The organism is Streptomyces flavochromogenes, assembly GCF_000717595.1.
In the GTDB taxonomy this organism is placed as follows: domain Bacteria; phylum Actinomycetota; class Actinomycetes; order Streptomycetales; family Streptomycetaceae; genus Streptomyces; species Streptomyces flavochromogenes.
The window spans coordinates 301,405-320,830 of record NZ_JNZO01000014.1 but is presented as its reverse complement, the minus strand read 5'-3'; the positions used below and the strand labels follow the sequence as shown (position 1 = coordinate 320,830).

14 protein-coding genes are annotated in these 19,426 nt (G+C 71.5%); 6 read left to right on the top strand and 8 right to left on the bottom strand.

Annotation, left to right across the window (positions count from 1 at the left end; translation table 11 throughout):
* Positions 1-118: 118 nt before the first annotated feature.
* The 4 genes from IF00_RS46165 to IF00_RS0119580 all read left to right on the top strand — a co-directional run bounded on the left by IF00_RS46165 (position 119) and on the right by IF00_RS0119580 (position 6,509).
* A complete protein-coding gene (locus IF00_RS46165; protein WP_167346869.1) occupies positions 119-292 on the top strand; it encodes a class II lanthipeptide, LchA2/BrtA2 family in 174 nt (57 codons plus the stop codon).
* Between the two features lie 232 nt (positions 293-524).
* On the top strand, positions 525-2,690 hold the full coding sequence (locus tag IF00_RS0119590) for a peptidase domain-containing ABC transporter (RefSeq protein WP_030319746.1): 2,166 nt from the start codon (positions 525-527) through the stop codon (positions 2,688-2,690).
* Positions 2,687-5,506: a type 2 lanthipeptide synthetase LanM gene (gene lanM, locus IF00_RS0119585; RefSeq protein ID WP_030319744.1), complete on the top strand. Its 2,820-nt coding sequence runs from the start codon at positions 2,687-2,689 to the stop codon at positions 5,504-5,506. Before IF00_RS0119590 ends, lanM begins: the two co-directional genes overlap by 4 nt.
* Before the next feature lie 46 nt (positions 5,507-5,552).
* Positions 5,553-6,509, top strand: a complete 957-nt coding sequence (locus tag IF00_RS0119580; protein WP_030319743.1) for an LLM class flavin-dependent oxidoreductase — start codon at positions 5,553-5,555, stop codon at positions 6,507-6,509.
* Between the two features lie 29 nt (positions 6,510-6,538).
* Here the strand turns inward: IF00_RS0119580 and IF00_RS41430 are convergent, their stop codons facing one another.
* Both IF00_RS41430 and IF00_RS0119570 read right to left on the bottom strand, forming a co-directional pair.
* Positions 6,539-7,024, bottom strand: a complete 486-nt coding sequence (locus IF00_RS41430) for a hypothetical protein (RefSeq protein ID WP_037638630.1) — start codon at positions 7,022-7,024, stop codon at positions 6,539-6,541.
* Positions 7,025-7,080: 56 nt separating this feature from the next.
* The gene (locus IF00_RS0119570; RefSeq protein ID WP_030319736.1) at positions 7,081-7,866 is read right to left on the bottom strand and encodes an AfsR/SARP family transcriptional regulator; all 786 of its coding nucleotides are present in this window, start codon (positions 7,864-7,866) and stop codon (positions 7,081-7,083) included.
* A gap of 351 nt (positions 7,867-8,217) precedes the next feature.
* Here IF00_RS0119570 and IF00_RS0119565 point away from each other — a divergent pair, with 351 nt between their 5' ends.
* Complete coding sequence (locus IF00_RS0119565; RefSeq protein ID WP_245234582.1) at positions 8,218-9,213, top strand: helix-turn-helix domain-containing protein; 996 nt, start codon at positions 8,218-8,220, stop codon at positions 9,211-9,213.
* Between the two features lie 45 nt (positions 9,214-9,258).
* Here IF00_RS0119565 and IF00_RS0119560 read toward each other — a convergent pair whose 3' ends face one another.
* From IF00_RS0119560 to IF00_RS0119550, 3 genes are all read right to left on the bottom strand, one after another.
* Positions 9,259-10,056, bottom strand: coding sequence for a hypothetical protein (locus IF00_RS0119560; protein ID WP_051820453.1), 798 nt, complete (start codon positions 10,054-10,056; stop codon positions 9,259-9,261).
* Between the two features lie 116 nt (positions 10,057-10,172).
* A complete protein-coding gene (locus tag IF00_RS0119555; protein WP_030319730.1) occupies positions 10,173-10,373 on the bottom strand; it encodes a hypothetical protein in 201 nt (66 codons plus the stop codon).
* Positions 10,374-10,675: 302 nt separating this feature from the next.
* Positions 10,676-11,938 carry a PP2C family protein-serine/threonine phosphatase gene (locus IF00_RS0119550; RefSeq protein WP_030319728.1) on the bottom strand — a complete coding sequence of 421 codons (1,263 nt, stop codon included), beginning with the start codon at positions 11,936-11,938 and terminating at the stop codon, positions 10,676-10,678.
* 220 nt (positions 11,939-12,158) lie between these two features.
* Between IF00_RS0119550 and IF00_RS45720 the strand changes: the two genes are divergently transcribed.
* Positions 12,159-14,276, top strand: a complete 2,118-nt coding sequence (locus IF00_RS45720; protein WP_051820451.1) for a SpoIIE family protein phosphatase — start codon at positions 12,159-12,161, stop codon at positions 14,274-14,276.
* Between the two features lie 479 nt (positions 14,277-14,755).
* On the opposite strand, the gene IF00_RS0119540 is transcribed toward IF00_RS45720, so the two are convergent.
* The 3 genes from IF00_RS0119540 to IF00_RS0119530 all read right to left on the bottom strand — a co-directional run bounded on the left by IF00_RS0119540 (position 14,756) and on the right by IF00_RS0119530 (position 19,399).
* Positions 14,756-16,231: a long-chain-fatty-acid--CoA ligase gene (locus IF00_RS0119540; protein ID WP_030319721.1), complete on the bottom strand. Its 1,476-nt coding sequence runs from the start codon at positions 16,229-16,231 to the stop codon at positions 14,756-14,758.
* A gap of 39 nt (positions 16,232-16,270) precedes the next feature.
* A complete protein-coding gene (locus tag IF00_RS0119535; RefSeq protein WP_030319720.1) occupies positions 16,271-17,980 on the bottom strand; it encodes an aldehyde dehydrogenase family protein in 1,710 nt (569 codons plus the stop codon).
* A gap of 69 nt (positions 17,981-18,049) precedes the next feature.
* On the bottom strand, positions 18,050-19,399 hold the full coding sequence (locus tag IF00_RS0119530; protein ID WP_051820450.1) for an MFS transporter: 1,350 nt from the start codon (positions 19,397-19,399) through the stop codon (positions 18,050-18,052).
* Positions 19,400-19,426: the final 27 nt, after the last annotated feature.

Genomic DNA, 19,426 nt, shown 5'->3' with positions numbered 1-19,426 from the left:
CGACGAATGGGATGCGGACAGACTGGGAGTCGTCCTCCGAAGGCGGAGGATACGCGTTCTGTATTTCGCCGGACGATTTCCGGGCGCGTATCGGGAGAAAAACGAGAAGGAGAAGACCATGGAGAAGATGCAGGCCGACGTCCTCGGCGGCTACGACGAGTTCGAGCTCGTCGAGATGGGCGAGGCGGACGTGTACGGCGGTACCACCTGGAGCTGCGCCATCGTCACCGCCGTGGCGACCCTGGTGTCCGCCTCCGCCTGCCCGACCACCAAGTGCACCAGCCAGTGCTGAAGCCCTTGACGGCTCTGATACGCGCGGCCCGCTGAACCGGACCGCCGCGCCGGTCACGACGGACGGGGTGGGGTGGGCCGGACCGAGGTCCGACGCCCGCGCCGGGCTTCCCGGTCTCCCGCCCCGTCCGACGCCCCGTCAACGCAAGCCCCTCTCCCTGCCCGACGTCCCACAACCCGGAGGTGCGGTAGCCATGGGCGCTCGCCCGGAATCACGTCGGACCGCGCGACGCGTGCCGGCCGTCACCCAGGTCGCCCAGACCGAGTGCGGTCTGTGCTGCTGCGTGTCCCTGCTCCGTTACTACGGGCGGGACGAAGGCCTCTCAGAGGTCCGCGAGGACATGGACGCGGGACGGGACGGCCTGAGCGCCCGGCAGCTCGCGCGGTTCCTGGAGTCCCGCGGCATGCGGAGCCGGCTGCTGAGCGCCCGGGGCGTCGCCGCGCTCACCCGGTTCGACGCGCCCGTGATCCTCTTCTGGGACGACCACCACTTCGTGGTCCTGGAGAGCTTCGACGGCGAACAGGCCGTCGTCATGGACCCGGCCGTCGGGCGCCGCCGGATGACCTCGGACGAACTCTCCCAGCACTTCAGCGGCGTGGTCCTCACCGCCGAGCCCGGGCCCGCGTTCCGCCGGGTGCGTCGCCGGCCTTTCGCCGACTGGCGGACGATGCCCCTGCTGCCCGCCGGCGCGGGGCGCCGGATGGCCGGTGTCGGCGCGCTGTCGATGGGCGCCTACGCCGCGGTGCTGGGGATCCCGTTGCTCACCGAATGGTCCGTGGACCGGTTCTCGGGCTGGACGGAACTCGGCGACCATCTGTGGGTCATCGGCATGGTGGCCGGCGCCGCCGTCGGCTACTACCTGCTGCATCTTCTGAGGATCCTGCTGCTGTCCTCGCTGGTGTCGGTGCTCGGGCGGCATCTGATGGACCACGCCTTCACCCGGCTGCTGTCGCTGCCGTACCGGTTCTTCACCACCCGTCAGCCCGGCGAGCTGCTCTTCCGGCTCGGCAGCGTCAACGCCGTCCGCGACATGCTCTCCTCCCGGGTCGCCCAGGGCGTGCTGGACGTCGGCACCATGGTCTGCGTCAGCGGCTACCTGCTGTACGTGGAATGGCGGCTCGGGCTGATGGCGCTCGCCCTGGTGCTGGCCAACGCCGGCTATCTGGCCGCCACCCGACTGCGGGTGCTGGAGGCGGTCGACATGGAGATCACCCACCTGGGCAGGAGCCAGTCACTGCAGCTGGACGCCATCGTCTCCATCCCGACCATCAAGATGGGGGGCTACGCCGACCAGTACCTGGACACCTGGCGCGAAACCTACGCCGCCTCCCTCGACGCGATGAAGGCGCGGATGCGGCTGCAGCAGGGCCAGGTGACCGGTGTGGCGGCCACCGTCCAGATGTTCGGGCCGCTGCTCCTGCTGCTCGCCAGCCTCTACTTCGTCGGCCGGGGGACCATCAGCATCGGCGGGGCGATCGCGGTACAGACCGTCGCCGCCACCTACTTCGCCATCTCCACCTCGGTGTTCCAGGCGTACGCGGAGTTCACCGAGACCAGCCGCTACATGTCCCGCCTGAGCGACATCACCCGCACCGAGCCCGAGGGCCCCGGCGGCGAGCGCAAGCAGCTGACGTCCGCTTCCGTCCGACTGGACCAGGTGTCCTTCCGCTACACCCGGCACAGCGAGGCGGTCGTCCGCGACGTCACCATGAACATCCCGGCCGGCGCCCGGGTCGCCCTGGTGGGCGCCTCCGGGTCGGGCAAGAGCACCCTGGCCCGGATCGTCTGCGGCCTGCACGAACCCACCTCCGGCTCGGTCCGTTTCGGCGACCGGGACGCCGCCGAGTACGACCGGGACTCCCTGCGCCGAGTGATCGGCTACATCCCGCAGGAGGTCCACCTGCACAACCGGTCGATCCTGGAGAACCTCACCCTGGGCCAGGACATCCCCGAGGAGACCGTCCGGGAGTTCTGCCGCGAGGCCGGCATCCTGGACTTCCTCGACGACCTGCCGATGGGGCTGCAGACCCTGGTCGCCGAGATGGGCTCCAACTTCTCCGGGGGGCAGCGGCAGCGGCTGGCGATCGTGCGCACCCTCCTGCAACGGCCGTCCATCCTCGTCATGGACGAGGCCACCGCCTCCCTGGACACGGTCAACGAACGCCGGGTGACCCGGCTGATCGAGGGAATCGGCGCCACCCAGATCGTCATCGCGCACCGACTGTCGACGATCGAGACCGCCGACCTCATCTACGTGTTCGACCAGGGACGGATCGTCGAGCAAGGAACACATTCAGAACTCATGGACGGAGGCAGCGTGTACCGGGACCTGTACGCGGCGACAGCCGATGGGGCCGGCCCGACGGCCGAACTGCTGGTGGAAGGTGCCGGGGCATGAGCGAGAGCACGGTGGCCATCGAGGCCTTCCTTCCCTTCTACTCCCATGTGGTCCCCCGGTCCGCGGTGGAGCAGGAGCTGCGCGAGCCGTTGCTGCGGGCTGCCGCCCCGGACCGGCGCGACAGCGTGCTGGACCAGGCCCACGAGGCCATGCTGAAAACGGTGGAGACCCAGTCCTACCGGATGCTCATCGGCGAGTTCCACACCTTCCGGGAGCACCTCGGCCTGCCGATGGAATCCGGGGCCGGCACCGCTCTGCGCCGCTTCACGGCCCGTCTGGAGGAGCCCGGCTTCCCGGACTCCCTGCTGGAGAAGTACCCGGTGCTCCGGGGGCGGCTGGCCACGATGCTGTCGCACTCCCTGGACGCCTACAGTGAGTTCCTCACCGCCTTCGCCGACGACCGCCCGCTGCTTGCGGAGGCCGGACTGCTCGGCGAGCCGGACGACGAAGGCCGCCTGCTGTCCGCGATCTCGCCCAGCGGCTCCGACCTGCACAACGACAACCGCCAGGTCCACATCCTGCACCTGGCCAACGGAACCCGGCTGGTGTTCAAGCCGCGGCCGCTCACCGCGGACGACTTCGTCCGCGACCTGTACCGGGCGGTCGACCCGCACCTGGAGCACCCGCTGTCCCGCTGCGTCCCCCGGTCACTCACCGTGGGCACGCACGGCTGGCAGGAGTTCACCGTGCCGACCCCCATGGAGGAGGCGGACCAGCCCGGCCGCTACTTCTACCGGATCGGCGCGCTGGCGGTGCTGTTCGGCTCCATCGGTGCCACCGACCTGCACGACGAGAACCTGCTGGCCTGCGGCGAGTACCCGTGCGTCATCGACACCGAGACCATGCTCCGGCCGGACGCCGGGGTGGGAGACGAGTCGCTCCCCGACGCGCTGATGAACCACACCAAGCTGTCCGTCGCCTCCACGATGCTGGTGCCGATGGTGAACCCGACCTCGCCGGTCGACTTCATCATGGCGGGCGTCGGGGTGGCGGGCGACCAGCCGTCGTCCATGACCAGCGCCGTGATCCGCGACCCGGGAACGGACGCCATCGCGGTGTCACGGGAGCCCTTCAACTACCGGCAGGGCGACAACGTGCCCCGGCTGGGCGAGACGCACCTGATCGCCACCGAGTGGTTCGACGCCATCCTGGCCGGCTGCCGCGCGGCCCTGACGGCCCTGCGTGCCGGCGCCGTCACCCGCGTCCTGGAGGCCCACCCCGGGGTGCCGGTGCGGCTGCTGCTGCGCTCCACCATGATCTACGGTCGCTTCATCGACGCCTCCACCCACCCGAGGTACCTGGTGGACCCCGAGGAGGCCGAGCGGCTGTTCGGACTCCTGAAGATGCACCAGGACTACCTGTCCCCGGAGGCGGAGCGCTTCGCGGCGGACGCGGAGCGCGCCTCGCTGCACGGCGGCAACGTGCCGTACTTCGTCACCCGGGGCGACTCCGACGCGCTCGGCACGGTCGACGGGTCGACACCCGGGGTGTATTCGGCGACCGCCCTGGACTTCGCCCGGCGCGGCGTCGCCCACAACGCGGCCCGCACCGACGCCTACCACCACTTCCTGCTGGAGGAGTGCTTCGGCGAGCTGTGCGGCGAGGACACGCCCGGCGGGCTCTCGGCCTCCGGGGTCTTCGGGGGGCACCTGCTGGCCGGGGCCCGCCCCGGCGCCTGGTGGCGGGCGATCGCCGGCCGGATCGCCGAGGTGCGGGTGCCGGTCACCGCTCCCGGCGGGCAGGAGGAGTGCGGATGGGTCGGTGGCATCGGCCCGGACCGCGACGCCTCCACCATCACCCCGGGCAACTTCGTCTCCTTCCACGACTCGGCCGGCGTGGTCTCCTTCCTCAACCGCGCCGCCGCCCGTGACGAGAGCCTGGCCGGTCCCGCCGCCAGTGCCGACCGGGGGCTCACCTCCCTGCTCGCCGAGTACGGCGAGGCGCTGCTGCAGCGCCCCGAGTCGGTGTTCACGGGGGCCGCCTCGCTGCTGCTGGTCCGCCCCGAGGACCCGGAGACCGCGTCCGCCCGGCTGGCCGGGCTGCTCCAGGCTCTCCAGGACCGTGCGGCGGAAGGCGTGCTGGAGACCGACCTCTCCAACGGCCCGGCCGGGCTGCTGATGGTCCTGCTCGACCGTCTCCGCCGCGACGGATCCTCCTTCCCCGCCGACGCCACGACGGTCGAGCGGCTCACCGACCTGACCCTGTCCCACCTGGGCAGGGAGCGGGACACCCACTGGTCGGACCTGGCCCACGGGGAACTGGGACTGCGCTGGGCGGCCGCCCGGACCGGATCCGTTCTGGGTCTGGAGCGCACCGCCAAGGAGGCGGCGGACTGGCTGATCGGCCGATGGGAGCGGGACGGCGTCCCGGCGGAGCACGGCTGGTGCAAGGGCGCTGCCGGCCTCCTGCTGGCCGGCTCGGAGATCCTCGCAGCGGCGGGCCGGGAGGACTGGCTGACCGAGTCCCGGCTGGCCGATCTGGTCGGGCGGGCCACCGCCCTGGCGCCCGGCCGCGCGGTGGACCTCTCCGTCTGCCACGGCAGCAGCGGCGTCGTCCAGTGCCTGATCGGCGCGGGCCGCACCCTGGGACGCGCGGACCTGTTCGAGCGGGCCTCCGCCCATCAGACCGAGGTCCTCGGCCGGATCCGCGAGGACGGCTACTTCACGGGCGCGGCCGGCCGGACCTCACTGATCGGCTACATGCTCGGCTGGTCCGGCGTGGGCGACACCGACCTGATGCTCGGCGCCCTGCTCGGCGGCGCGGACCCGGCCGGTGTGCGCCTCCCGCTGGAACTGTCCGCGCCTTCCCCGAGCTGACCGCCCCCTGTCATCCGCTCCACCACTCGTCGAAAGGGCTGCCGGGATGCGGCACTCGATCCTCCTCCCCGTCAATGCCACCCGCCCCGAGCAGGTGATCCCCTTCGCCAATCTCGTCAAATGGGGTGGCGCGGCCCGGCTGTGGCAGGGCCAGGGTCTCGTTCTGGACAGCCATCAGATCGTGGGCTGGCTGGCCGGCTCCGGAATCAGGGTGCCCGCCGGGTTCGGGGTGTCGCTGATGCCCTACCGCTCGCCGTACAACGCGGCGATCGAGGCCCGGTCCACGGCGCTGGCCACCGGGCACGAGGTGGTGGCCGGCTACGGTCCGGGCTCCCTCGCCGCGCAGACCTGCGCCATGGGCCGGCCCTACCCCAGTCAGCTCACCGCCTGCCGGGAGTACGTCACCATCGTCCGGGACCTGCTGGACGGCGGGATCAGCGACCGCGAGGGGGAGATCTTCTCCGCCAAGGCGCAGCTCATGCCGTTCCACAAACCGGAGGTGTCGCTGGGCCTCGGCGTCCTGCGGGAGCGGATGGCCGAACTCGCGGGGGAACTCGCCGATGTGGCCATCACCTGGATGGCCTCGGCCGCGTACCTCGAGGAGTTCCTGATCCCGGCTCTGCGGAGCGCGAAGGAGCGGCGTCCGGAGCAGCCGGTCAAGGTCACCGCCTATGTTCCGGTGGCACTGGCCGGCCCCGACCGGGACATGGCGAAACTGCTGCGGGCGACATGCGGGGGGCACATCCAGTTCCCCCACTACCAGGCCGTCCTGCGGCGGGCCGGGATCCGGGTCACCGGTGACGGCGGGCCCGACGACGTCCGGGCCCTGGTGGACCACGGGATCTTCCTCTACGGGACGGCCGAGGAGATCCACCAGCGGCTGGACGCCTACCGGGCGCTCGGCGTGGACGAGGTGGTCCTCAACGTCACCGGGGTCGGCGCGGTGCACGGACCACGGGCCGCCGCGTCCGACCTCTTCGAGATCCTGAAGGCCGCACCGTGACCGGGCCGGTCACGGTGCGGCCCGGGACGTCAGCAGCGACCGACCTCATCGGCGGGAGGCCGCCCGGTCCCGAGCTTCCGAGCCCGCTCCAGGTCACGGGCCAGATGGGCCCGGCGTCGCCCGTTCCTGCGGCGGCTGCGCCGGTCCTCGGGAGTGTCGTACATCAGCTGGGTGTGGAAATAGTTGACGTGCTCCGTGACGGCGAAGAGCGTGAAGAGCAGGCCGGGGATGCTTCCGGTCCCGGGGGCGTCGACCACCGCGAGAACGGTGAGCGGCACGCCGAGCCCGAGCAGCACCAGGTTGACCACCCGAGCGGCGGAGAACACGGCCGCTCCGGGCAGCGGTGCGCCGGTGTCGGCGGACAGGGCACGGAGCTTGACCGTCCAGTACGCGGCGCCCTCCAGGAGGAGCAGCACGACCAGTGCGAATCCGAGGAGGTTGGCGGCCGTCGTCGGCACGCCGACCACGCCGAACCAGATGGCCGTCTGCAAGGGGACGTTGACCAGTTCCCCCACCGCGAGCGACCGGAGTCGCCGGCGGACCCGAGCCCCGGCCGACCGGGTGCCCGCCGTCACTGGCGTGCCATCTCGGCCACCAGACGGTGCGCCCGCTCCGTGTCCCAGGTGAGCGCGGCGGCCCGGATGGCTTCGACGCCGGGAGGGACGTCCAGGCCCAGTTCGTCGGCGAAGACGGTCCGACATCGCTCGATCACGCCCAGCGCGCCGGCCACGTCGCCCTGCGCGCAGTAGGTGGCGGCGAGTAACTGCCACAGCCGCTGCCGGTAGGGGGCCTCGGCCAGCACGGTCTCGATGCGGTACGACAACATCTCGGTCCGATGCGTCAGCAGGCACGCGGTGAAGAAGTCCTGGCAGGCCTCGAAGCGAGTGTTGCTGAGGCCCACGGTGTGCGCGTGGAACCACCGGGTGGCCGGGAGCCGTTGGCCGAACGGGCCGCGCCAGAGGGCGAGGGCCTCGTCCAGGTGGCCCACCGCGGCCCGGTGGTCGCCCGCGGCGAGCAGTTCCCTGCCCTGCCGGGCGAGCTTCAGGAAGCAGGACAGATCGAGTTCGTCCGCGTCGACGCTGAGGGCGTATCCGGTCTCCGCGCCGCGGCTGGTGGTCAGCCGTTTGCTCAGTCCCGGCTTCGCGGAGTCCAGGCCGCGGCGGAGCCCGGTGAGGTGGCTCCTGATGTTGGCCACCGCCGAGCTCGGCGGGTCGTCCCACAACAGCTCGGTCAGCTCGCCCATGCCGACGAACTGTCCCCGGCGCAGGAGCAGCGCGGTGAGCAGCGCGCGGCGGGCTGCCGACTGCGTCTCGGCACCGCCCGCGATCCTCACAGGCCCCAGCAGTCGGAAAAGCATCTGGCTCTGCCACCTCTCGTGTGAAGTGCTGAGGCAGGTACCGGCCCCGGGCCGCAGGGGCCGCCGTCGGCGGCAGCGTGTCCCCCTCGCGTCGTGTGGTCAGCACCACACCTCCCTCCCGACCGAATATGGCAGCGCCCAAGGCGGGGAGGAACAAGGCCTCTTGGCCAGATACGGCCAACCCGGTGCAGGATCCGGCCTGATCGCTCCGGCGCCGAAGATCCTACTGCTGAGTCACCAGGGGCTCGTGGGGAAACCTTTACCCTTCGGGCACCGCCCTTCTACAATTCCCGCAGCACACGCCGGCCGGATCCTTCCCGATGTCCTCTCCCACGGGAGTGCCTCTTGCTCGTGCACCACATGGCGGTCCTTGGTCTCACTGCGGCGGAAGAGGAGCTCTACCGGCACCTGCTGCGCAACCCCGGCGTCGAACTCGAAGAAGTGCACGTCCTGTTGCGGCAGGAACCCTTCGTTCTGAATGCCGCGGTGCGTCGGCTGCGGGAACTGCACGTCATCCGCGAGGACGACGGCAAGGCATGGCCGCACAAGCCGGACCTCGTGGTCAACCGGCTGGCCCAGCAGCGTCTGGAGGAGTTCTACAGCACCATCCGCACGCTGTCCGACCTCAAACCCATCGTGGACTCCCTGACGCGTGACGCGCGCGACCAGGGCCCGAACTCCGAACACGCGCCGGTGGAGAGGCTGATGGGTCTGTCGGCCATCCGTGAGCGCCTGGACGAACTGGCGTTCTTCGCCCGTACGGAGGTCCTGGCCTCCGAGCCCTACGACGCGCTCACCCCGGAGAACATCACGCACTCCCGCCCGCTCGACCTGCGCTGCCTGCGCCGTGGCGTCGTCTTGCGCAACCTGGTCCGCGCCTCCGCGGTGGCGGACGACATCACACGGGCCTACCTGCAGGAACTGACCGCCGCCGGGGCCCGGATCCGGGTGGTCGACGACCTGAGCGAGCTGATGATCGTGTACGACCACCACACCACGCTGGTGCCGGTGGACCCGAAGAACACCTCCAAGGGCGCCCTCTGTTCGAGCGAGGAGGGGATCGTCACCACCGTCGTCAACAACTTCGAGCGTCTGTGGGCGGGGGCCGAGGACTTCACCGACCTGGTCGGGCAGGGGGACGACTCGTCGGGCGATCCCGAACTGACCCCTCTGCAAGTACAGGTGCTGCGGGCGATGTGCACGGTCGGCAAGGACGAGACCGGCGCACGCCAGGTGGGCACCGCACTGCGGACCTACCGACGCCACATCTCGGAGCTGATGCGGCTCCTCGGTGCGGAGAACCGCGCCCATGCGGCGTTACTGGCCCGAGAACGAGGGTGGGTCTGACAGCGGGTCCGACAGCGGGGCTGACAGCCGGGCGTGACCCGGCCGTCAGCCGTCCCCGAAGTCCCGGGCGTCCGCCCACAGCCGCTCGAAGTGGTTGACGACCGTGCTGACCATGCCGGGTTCGGCCGTGACGAACGCGCCCTTGGCGATGTCCGAAGGCTCGACCGGCACCAGCGCGGTCCCGCCGTCGCACACCGCCATCGGGCTGTCCGAGGAAGGCAGCACCCGCACTCGGGCGCCCGCGTCGGCCAGCAGGCGCAGGTGGGCGACGACCACCGGGTCCACGAGCATCGACTGCCACACCAGGAGCCGCACGGTGACGCCGCGACGCAGCATCCGCAGGCCCAGCGGCAAGGTCAGCCGTAGGACCCGGCCGTCGACCTCCTCGCGGAGCCCACCCACCAGCACCTCGGAGCAGGTACTCAGGGCGAGGGCCTCCACCCTCGCCCGCAACGCGGCGGGATCGGTGATCCGCTCCACCAGTCGGCTGCCCGGCGGAGGCGGGTCACCCTCCTCGGGCCGGCCGGCGGCCGCCACCTCGTCCTCCAGGGAGCGCACCACCGTGTAGACCTGCGAAAGGCTGCGGGTGATGGTGTGCAGCTCGGCCAGCAGCCGCTCCGCCAGTAGGCCCACGACCGCCTTCGGCTCCTCCGGCCACAGCGCTCCGTCTCTCTCGACCACGGCGCCCAGAGCCTTCAGGCGCCCCACGGCGGCCGTACCGGCCCCGGGCGGGTGCCACGGCGCGGCGACGATCTCGGCGGCGCAGCTGCCGGGATGCCTCAACAGGTGGCGGTACGTCTGCTCCTCGGCAGGGGTGATCCCCAGGATCTGCATGCGGTGCATCGGCGGTGCTCCACGGTCGTCGGTGACGAGGTACTGGAATGGCGGTGGGGCCGCGCGCCGTGCTCGGCGCCCGGACCGCTTGACCCACCCCCCCGTGGCGGGCTCGCCGCACAGGATCAGGTGCCGGGCTTCTCCTGCCAGCCGTTGACCCAGCACACGTTCTGGGGGTCGAGACAGTCGCCCGCCGCGGCGACAGCGTCACCGCTCGCCGGAGTGACGCTTCCCGCGACGGCGGTGAACGCCCCTGCCGTCGCCAGCGCGGTCAGCATCGCCGCCGCGATCCCTCGGGCGGCTCTGCTGGTGGCGGTACGCATCATGGTTCTTCCCCTCCCGGCGCCCCGGCGCCGTGTCCTCAGAGGTGTCCGGGACGAGATCCCCGACCACGTCAGAAGCATCGCAGCGAACCCCCTCCTCCACAGGACTCCCCGTTGGCATGCTCCTGCCTCCGCACCGTGCACGATCCTGCCACCGCCGGCGGGCCGGGCTCGGAGACAAGTGCGCCCGGGAGCCGTGAGGCGCCATGGCCGGCACAGCGCCTCGACCCGTGTGCGGCCGTTCGTGCGCTGTGGGCGGGCGGAGCGGGTCGTTGTCCGGCGCTCGGGGACCGCCCTGTACGGGGTCAGACGCGGACGACGACCAGGGCGATGTCGTCGCTGGCTCCGCCGGCGACGCCGAGCCGGGCGAGCAGCGCGTCGGCCAGCCGCGCCGGGCCGAGGCCGGCGAGGTCGCTCAGGGCGGTGGTGAGCCGGGCCAGGCCCGTGTCGATGTCCTCGTCGCGGCGTTCGATCAGTCCGTCGGTGTAGAGGACGAGGGTGTCGCCCGGCCGGTAGGCGGCGCCGGCCTGCGGTCGGGGAACGTGCTCGGGTCTGGCCCCCAGCGGCGGGTCCGTTGCCTGGTCCAACAGCTCGCACGTGCCGTCCCTGTGCAGCAGCACCGGCGGCGGGTGCCCGGCGCTGGAGTACACGAGCAGTCTGGAACGGGTGTCCACGAGCACGCTGACCGCGGTCGCGGCGAGCGCGCCGTCGACGGAGCGGGCGTACATGCCCAGCACTTCCAGGGCCCCGGCCGGCCCGGCCATCGCGCGACTCGCCGCGGACAGGGCGCTTCGGAGCATGCCCATGACGGTCGCCGCTTCCAGCCCGTGCCCGACGACGTCGCCCACGGCGACGGTGAATCGCCCCTCGGTCAGATCGACGGTGTCGTACCAGTCGCCGCACACGTTCAGCGAACCGATCGCCGGCAGGTAGCGCACCGCCACGTCGCTGTGCCGGGCCAGATCGGGAGAGTGCAGCATCGCCTCCTGCAAGGTGACGGCGACCTCCCGCTCCCGGGCGTGCGCGGCCCGCAGCTCCTCGTTCAGCCGCTGCAGCTCCCGCGCGCGGGCGTACAGCTCGGCCTCCATCCCCTCCTCACGCTCGGTCATCCGCCGCCCATCGCCCCGGCTCCGGAACCGGCGGGACTGCATGAACGCGGTCACGTCCTCCACGCGGTGGATGATCCACGCGACCCGCCCGTCCGCGTTCTTGACCGGAGTGTTCACCGGCGACCACCAGCGTTCCTCGAACACACCGGGCTGCGCGACCACGGGGATGTCGTACTTCTGCACCGCCATCGTGTCCGCCTCGCCGGTGGCCAGCACCCGCCCCAGCGATGCCCTGAGGTTCTTCACCCCGTCCGCGCCCGGGTCGGCGGGATTGTCGGGGAACGCGTCGAACACCTGCTGTCCGATCAGATCCGCCCGGGTACGGCCGGTCGCCCGCAGGTACGCCTCGTTGACATCGACGATGACCAGATCCGGTGTCAGCACCAGATACGGGCTCGGCGTCGCGGCGAACAACGCGCTGTGGTCGATGTCCGGCGTCACGGACCTTCCGATCCTCATCCCGAGCACAGCCCCTGTCACCAGCGTACGCAGCAATCGGGCCATCCGCGTCGCAGAGGCCCGTCCTGCGGCGGGGACCGCTCGTCACTCGATCCTCCGGGCTCGCCGGGCCCGGCCGGTGACATCACCCGGCCGCTTCACCGCGGTGGCCGGGTGGGCGTGCTGCGCGTTGCATGGAAGGCAGTGCGGTCCACCGTCTCGTCGAAGGGACGTTCACACAGTGATCGGTGAAGATCATCCGGACAGCTGGTTCGCTCCCGAGGGGCTGGGGGACGCCGTGCTGGACGCGTTGTTCTCCCAGTCACCCGTGGGTCTGCACGTGTACGACCGGGAGCTGCGGCTTGTGCGGGTGGGCAGGGCGACTCGGCTGATGCGGGCGTTCCCGGTCGAACAGTTGCTCGGCCGTACGCTGCCGGAGATCCTTCGGTCCTTCGACATCACCGACCCCGCGGCGGTGGAACGGGCAGCCCACCGGGTGCTGGAGACCGGGGAGCCCGAGCTCGACATGCGGATCCGTTTCCGTGAACGTCGTGCCACCTCGGACGAAGTGGTCTCTCTGGTGTCCGCGTTCCGTCTGCGGCGGGCGGACGGCACGGTGCTGGGGCTGGCCGCCGCACTCACCGACATCACCGCCCGGGTGCGCGCCGAAGCGGAGGTGCGCCTGCAGAACGAGGCGGCCGCGCGGATCGGAACGACGCTCGACATCTTCCGTACGGCGGCCGAGTTCTGCGAGGTCGTCTCCCCGGCTCTGGCCGACACCGTGACCGTCGACGTCTACGACGTGGTCCTGGGCGGCCGGGCTCCCATCGCGGACGCTCTCGACCGGGACCAGAGCATTCGACGCGTGGGATACCGCTCGGTCGCCGGACCGGACCAGCAGGGCGTCCCCGCCGTCGGCGAGGTGGACGTGTACCCGCCCGGCACGCCCTACCGAACCGTCCTGGACACCCTGGCCCCCAAGCTGATCCGACGACTGCGCCCGGACGCCCCATGGCTCGACCCCCGGCGTCGGCGCGATGCCAGGATCCTGGACGCCCGCACCCATTCCATGCTGCTGGTTCCGATCCGCGCGCGAGGGGTGGTGCTCGGCCTGGCCTGCTTCTACCGCTGGCGCGAACCGTCCCCCTTCGACCACCGGCACCTGAGGCTCGCGCAGCAGCTCACCACGCACGCGGGCCAATGCCTCGACAACGCTCGCCTCTACGGCCGTGAGCGCTCGGCCGCTCGCATCCTGTCCGGTGGTTTCGCCCAGGCGCAGGCATCCGTGGTCACGGCCGTCGAACTGGCCCGCACCCACCTGCCGGCCGGCACCGGCGGCGGCTGGTCCGATGCCATCTCCCTGTCCGGATGCAGAGTCGCCCTCGTGGCCGGGGACACCACGTCCGGCACATCACGACCAGCGGCGATGAGCGAGCTTCGCGCGGCGATCGAGGCGCTGGCCGACCTCGACCTGCCGCCGGACGACATCCTCCAGCGCCTTCACGACCTCGCCAGCCGCCCGAGCACCCCGCCGGACACGGCCGCACCCGGCGTCGGCGACGGTACGGCCGCCACCTGCCTCTGCCTCGTCTACGATCCGGTCTCCCGCCTGTGCACCGTGGCGAGTGCGGGACACCCGTCACCGGTCCTGGTACATCCGGGCGGAGCCGTCGAGCCGCTCGATGTCGCGGCAGGGCCACCGCTCGGGCAAGGTCTCGCGGAGTACACGCTCACGGAACGCGTACTGCCCGAAGGGAGCACCCTGCTGATCTGCAACGCCGCTCTGCTGACCGCGGCCGGTGGCCGGGAGTCGCTGCTGAGCCGGTTGACCGACCTGTTCGCCGAACCGCAGCCCTCTCTTCAGGCCGCGTGCGACACGTGTGCAGACGCTCTCGCGCCCGAGCAGCCGCTCCGCGACGCCTACCTCTTGCTGGCCCGCACCCGCACGCTCGACGGCTCCAAGACGAAGGCGTGGACCTTTCCCAACACCCCGGAGAGCGCCGGGCAGGCTCGCAGGAAGGCCGTGACCCAACTCGCGGAATGGGGACTGGCCCAGGACACCATCGACGACACCGCCCTCGTCGTGAGTGAGCTGGTCACCAACTCCGTGCGCTACGCGAAGGGGCCGATCCAGCTGCGCCTCATCCACGACGGCACGCTCGCGTGCGAGGTCACCGACGACAGCAGCGCCAGTCCGCACCTGCGCCGCGCCCTGGACACGGACGAGAACGGCCGGGGCCTGTTCATCACCGCCCACCTCACCCAGCGCTGGGGCGTGAGACCCTCCGGACGAGGCAAGACGCTCTGGGCCGAACAAACCCTCGCGGCCCCCGCCCCCGACCCCGCCGCCGAGACATGACGGTGGGGCCACCCGCCACGAGGCCGGGTCTCCGGCGGGTGTCGAGGAACCGGGAACGGCCCCCGTCGCGAAGGAGCAGGGGCCGCTCGGCACCGGACGGGGCGGAACTGCTTCGCCCGAAGGCCCGGATGATCTCCTGGTCGACGGCGAGGCCGTCGGTGCCCGTCGTCGACGCGCGCGGCGAGACGAACGCACCCGGGCGGTCCGGGTGGTGAACCTCGCCGTCCAGCGACCGTCCGCCGTCTTCGCCGGAGGCACCTGCCGCCAGGTGCCACCGTCGTCGTACGAGACCGACAGCGTCGCCGTCCGGTCCTTGAACCGCTCCCCGGCGAACCAGTGCCGGGTCTCGCGCCCAGACCGACGGTGAGCTTCCGGCCCGCCTCGGCGTTGCCCCGCCGGTCCGTGGGGCCTGACCGCCGGCGACCTGTACCGGGGCGGACAGCCTCTTCCGGTGCCAGGGACGTTCCCTGCGCGCGCCCTCAGGGACGCGATGCCGCGATCTCGCGCTTGAGGATCTTGCCCGTGGCCCCCTTGGGGAGCGTCTCGACCAGCCAGACCTCGCGGGGGTACTTGTACGGGGCGATCCGCACCCGGACGAACTCCCGCAGCTCCTCGGCCGTCGCCGAGGCCCCGGGGCGCAGGGCCACCGCGGCGGCCACCTCCTCGCCGAGGGCGGGGTGAGGCAGGCCGATCACCGCCGCCTCTGCGACGGCGGGGTGCTCGTACAGGACCTCCTCCACTTCGCGCGGATACACGTTGTAGCCGCCGCGGATGATCAGGTCCTTCTTGCGGTCGACGATGTAGTAGTAGCCCTCCTCGTCGACGCGAGCGAGGTCGCCGGTGCGCAGCCAGCCGTCCTGGACGGTCTCAGCGGTGGCCTCCGGGCGGCCCCAGTAGCCCTTCATGACGTTGTGCCCGCGGACGCAGAGCTCGCCGACGCCGTCCTCCACATCGATCAGGCGCATCGCGACGCCCTCGATCGGGGTGCCGATCGATCCCGCCTTGCGGGGACGGTCCGGGTGGTTGAAGGAGGCCACGGGGGAGGTCTCCGACATGCCGAAGCCTTCAAGAACGGGGCATTCGAAGGCGGCCTCGAAGCCGTGCAGCACCTCCACGGGCAGGGACGCTCCACCCGACACGCCCAGTCGCAGGGACGTCGTGTCGTACGCGTCCGGGTCCTGGACGTGGGCGGCGAGGAGGGCCGCGTACATCGTGGGCACACCCTCGAAGACGGTGATCCGCCGCTGTCGGACGGTCTCCAGGGCGAGGGCGGGATCGAAGCGGGGCAGCAGCGTGAGGCGGGCTCCCACACTGAGGGCGGTGTTCATCGCGCAGGACTGACCGAACGCGTGGAAGAGGGGCAGGCAGCCCAGCACGGTGTCCTCCGGACCGAGTCGGAGCAGCGAACGTGCGGTGATCTCGGCGTTGCGCAGAAGGCCGGCGTGGGTGAGTTCCGCACCCTTGGGTACCCCGGTGGTTCCGGAGGTGTAGAGGATGACCGCCGTGTCCTCTCCTCGCCCGACCGCCGTGGCCGCCGGTTGCGTGTGGTCGGAGAGCAGCTCGGTGAGCGAGCCTGGCACGACCTGCACCACGGCGTCGGTGCCCTCGGCCCCGGCGATCATTTCCTTGGCGGCGGACTCGTGGGCGAACACCAGCACAGCGCCGGAGTCGCGCAGGTAGTGGGCGATCTCCCGCTCCTTGAGGAGCGGGTTCATCGGGACGACGACCGTGCCCGCGCGAAGAGCGCCGTAGTACAGGACGGGAAACTCCAGGACGTTGGGCATCATCACGGCGACACGGTCGCGCGGCGTGACGCCGCGTGCGGCGAGCATCGTGGCCACGCGGCCGGCGAGGGTGTCCAGTTCGCTGTAGGTCAGCGTCCGATCGCCGAGTTCGACGGCGACGCGGGGGCCGTGGGCGCCGGCGGTGCGGCTGAGGAGGTCGGCGAGGTTCACCTGGGGGCCTCTCGTTCTCGGAGACGTAGGGGCGGGGGTTCAACCGCGCAGCGCGGAAGCGAAGAGCGCGGGCAGTTTGGTCACACCCGGGGCAGCGGTGAAGTGGGTGAGCCGCTCGATGGTGGTGAGTCCCGTGCGGTTGGTGACGAAATGGGGCGGGCGCGGGGACAGCGAGGGGGAGCCGGTGAACAGTCCGCGCGGTGCGGGCGCGAAGGGGGCGCGCAACACGGTCTTCTCGACGTCCTCGAGCATGAAGGCGTTGTGTACGAAGCCGACGCCGCTGCCGATGTCCTGCGGGGAGTGTCCGGGATAGGCACCCCAGGGGGTGTAGCCCAGCAGGAATCCCATGCCGGACCAGCAGTTGACGCCGAGGGTTCCGTAGCGGAGGTCCGTGATGGCGGCCTCCACCGCAGCGCGGTGCTTCCTCTCGGTCGTGGGGTGGACCACGAGAGTCGCACCGAGAGTGCCCGGCAGGGTGTCATTGGCGAATTCCACCGCGGCGCGCAGGAATTCGGCGGGGGAGGCGTCCGGGAGGCGGACCACGCCCAGGGCGCTGCCGAAGACCTCGTCGGTGATCATCAGGTCATCGTGGTCGGTGATGTCGGGGACCAGGATGCGGGAGTCCGCCTCGCCGTGCGACTCGGCCTGCGGGTGCGCCTCGCGGACGGCTCCGAGACGCCGCTCGGCGCCGGGGTAGTAGTCGCTGCGCGGCGGAAGTTCACGCAGCACCCTCCGGATCTCGTCCAGGAGGCGCTCGGTGCCGTCCCACGAGCGGGGGAGCACCAGGATCTGGGTGGCGATGCAGTTGTGACCGGAGTTGTTCATCTTGCTGGTGACGATGTGTTCGGCCTGGAAGCGGAAGTCCGCCTCGCTCCAGGGCCCCGGTGCCACGATGCACGGGCTGATGCCGCCGAGCTCGCTGGTGAACGGCTTGGTGACGAGTGGGGTGTCGTCGCGGCGACGCTGCGCGGCGCGTTCGCCGGTGCCCCAGAGAATCGCGTCGTGGGTGCTGCTGCTGCCGGTGACGTGGATCGCGTCGACGTCGGAGTGGGAGGCCAGGTAGCCTCCCTCGGCCGTACCGCCTTCGACGAACCGCACCCAGCCGCGGTCGGTGAAGTCGGCGAAGATCCGTTCGAAGTGCGGACGCAAGTAGGCGTTGACCGGGTTCATCTTGGCCACGACGACCTGGCCTTCGGCGTACAGCTTGTGCAGGATGTCGAGTGCGGTGATGGAGGCGACGTTGCCGGCGCCGAGCACCAGCGCGACGGCCGGGCGTCCGGGCCGCCCGCGGTATTCGCCTGCCGCCCGGTCCCGCACCTGCTGGGCGTCGGTTCCCGGGCGTATCCACACCCGGGCGGTGAACCCGTTGAGCAGCAGGCGGTCCCAGCCGGTCGCGGGGAAGACATCGACGAACGTGCGGCCGGCCGAATCCTGTACGGCCCCGGTGTCGACCGGGTCCTTGCCTTCGGCGATCCGGCGCAGCACATGAAGGGTGGCGCTCACGTTCTGGGCGAGCGCCCACGGCGCTCCGATCCAGTCCTCGGCCGCCCAGGGGGAGTCGGGCCCGTACCCCTTGGCGCGGGCGCAGGCGGCGGCCATGGCCGCGGCACTGTCGACCACCCGCGGCAGCATGTTCTCCAGCAGCGTGATCCGTTCGGCGACCGGGGTCGTGGTCCATGAATCCGCGCTCTCGCGCAGCGTGGCGAGGGATTGATCCAGCAAAGCGGTGTCGGTGGCAGGGACGGCCACAGGTGTACTCCTCGGTCAGCTGGGGTGTAAGGGGGGAACCGACGCTCAGGTGCTCAGGTGCTCAGGTGCTCAGGTGCTCAGGTGCTCAGGTGCCCGGGTGCTCAGGCGAAGGGCGTCGGCGTCACGGGCCGGGTCGATCAGGGTCCAGGCCGCGACGCCGCCCGCGAGCAGCAGCGCGCCGGAGATCACCACCGCGCTCTGGTAGCCCGCGGCACCCTGAGTGTCGACCATGTGCCCCACCACCGCCGGGGCGATGAGCCCGGCGGTGGTGACGGCGGCGTTCATCGCACCGAGGGCGCCGCCGCGACGTACGGGCGGGGCGAGTTCGGCGACCGTGGTCACCGCGACGGTCGCGAAGGAACCGCCGAGGCCGAACCCCGCGACCAGGAGTGCCGTCTTGGCCCCGACACCGTCGAAGAGCGGCACGGTCAGGCAGGCGGAGGCGGCGAGGAGAAGGAGCACCGCGCCGACCCGGCCGCGAGCCCAGCGGCTGCCGACCCCCCGGCGCATGAGCCATCCGGTGACAGCTGCCTGGCCGAGCAGCGCGAGGGCGCCGATCGCCCAGGGGACGGCGACGAGCACGCCGGAGGCGGAGGCGGAATGCCCGAGGCCGTCGCGCAGGTGGGAGGGCAGCCAGATGAGCATCAGTGCCACGGCCCAGTAACTGGTGAAGTACGCCGTGGTGGTGCCGACCCAGGTACGGGTGGCGAAGACGCGTCGGTAGGGGGGTCTGGCCGCCGCTCCGGCGTCGGTTGCCGGCCGGGAGCCGGCGCGGGGTGCCTCTGCGGCGTCGGTCCGGTACGGCCCGTCGGCACCCAGCACGGCCCACAGCAGCGCCCACACCGCTCCCACGGCGGCTACCACCCAGAGGGCGGCCCGCCAGCCGTGATGGTGGATGACCCAGGTCAGACCGGGAGCCGCGGTGATGACGCCCAGGGTGACGCCCAGGGTGACCAGTGCCCCGGGCAGGTTGCGCCGGTGGTTGGGGAACCAGGACAGCGCGGCTTGTTGGGCGACGGGGAAGGCGGGGCCTTCCGCGGCGCCGAGCAGGACACGTGATCCGATCAGCACCGCCAGGCCGCCGCCGAGCGCGGCCGGGGTCTGGGCCACCGACCAGAGGAGGGCCATCGTCAGCAGCAGCCATTTCGGCGGTACGCGATCGGCGAGCACCCCCACCGCCGCGGCGGCCACCGAGAACAGCAGGAAGAACGCGCTGTTGGCGAGCCCGAACTCGGTCGCGGACAGGCCCATGTCGGAGCGGATCTCCTCGGCGGCGAGGCCGAGCACGGACTTGTCCGCGAAGTTGACCATCATGAAGGCCACGAGCAGGCCGGTCACGATCCAGGCGCGGGCGCCGGGCTTCCGATCTGCTGACGGAGCCTCGGCGTGTACTCCACGCACGGTGGCGGATGGGTTCACAGGGTTCCTCCGGGAGTGGTGGACAAG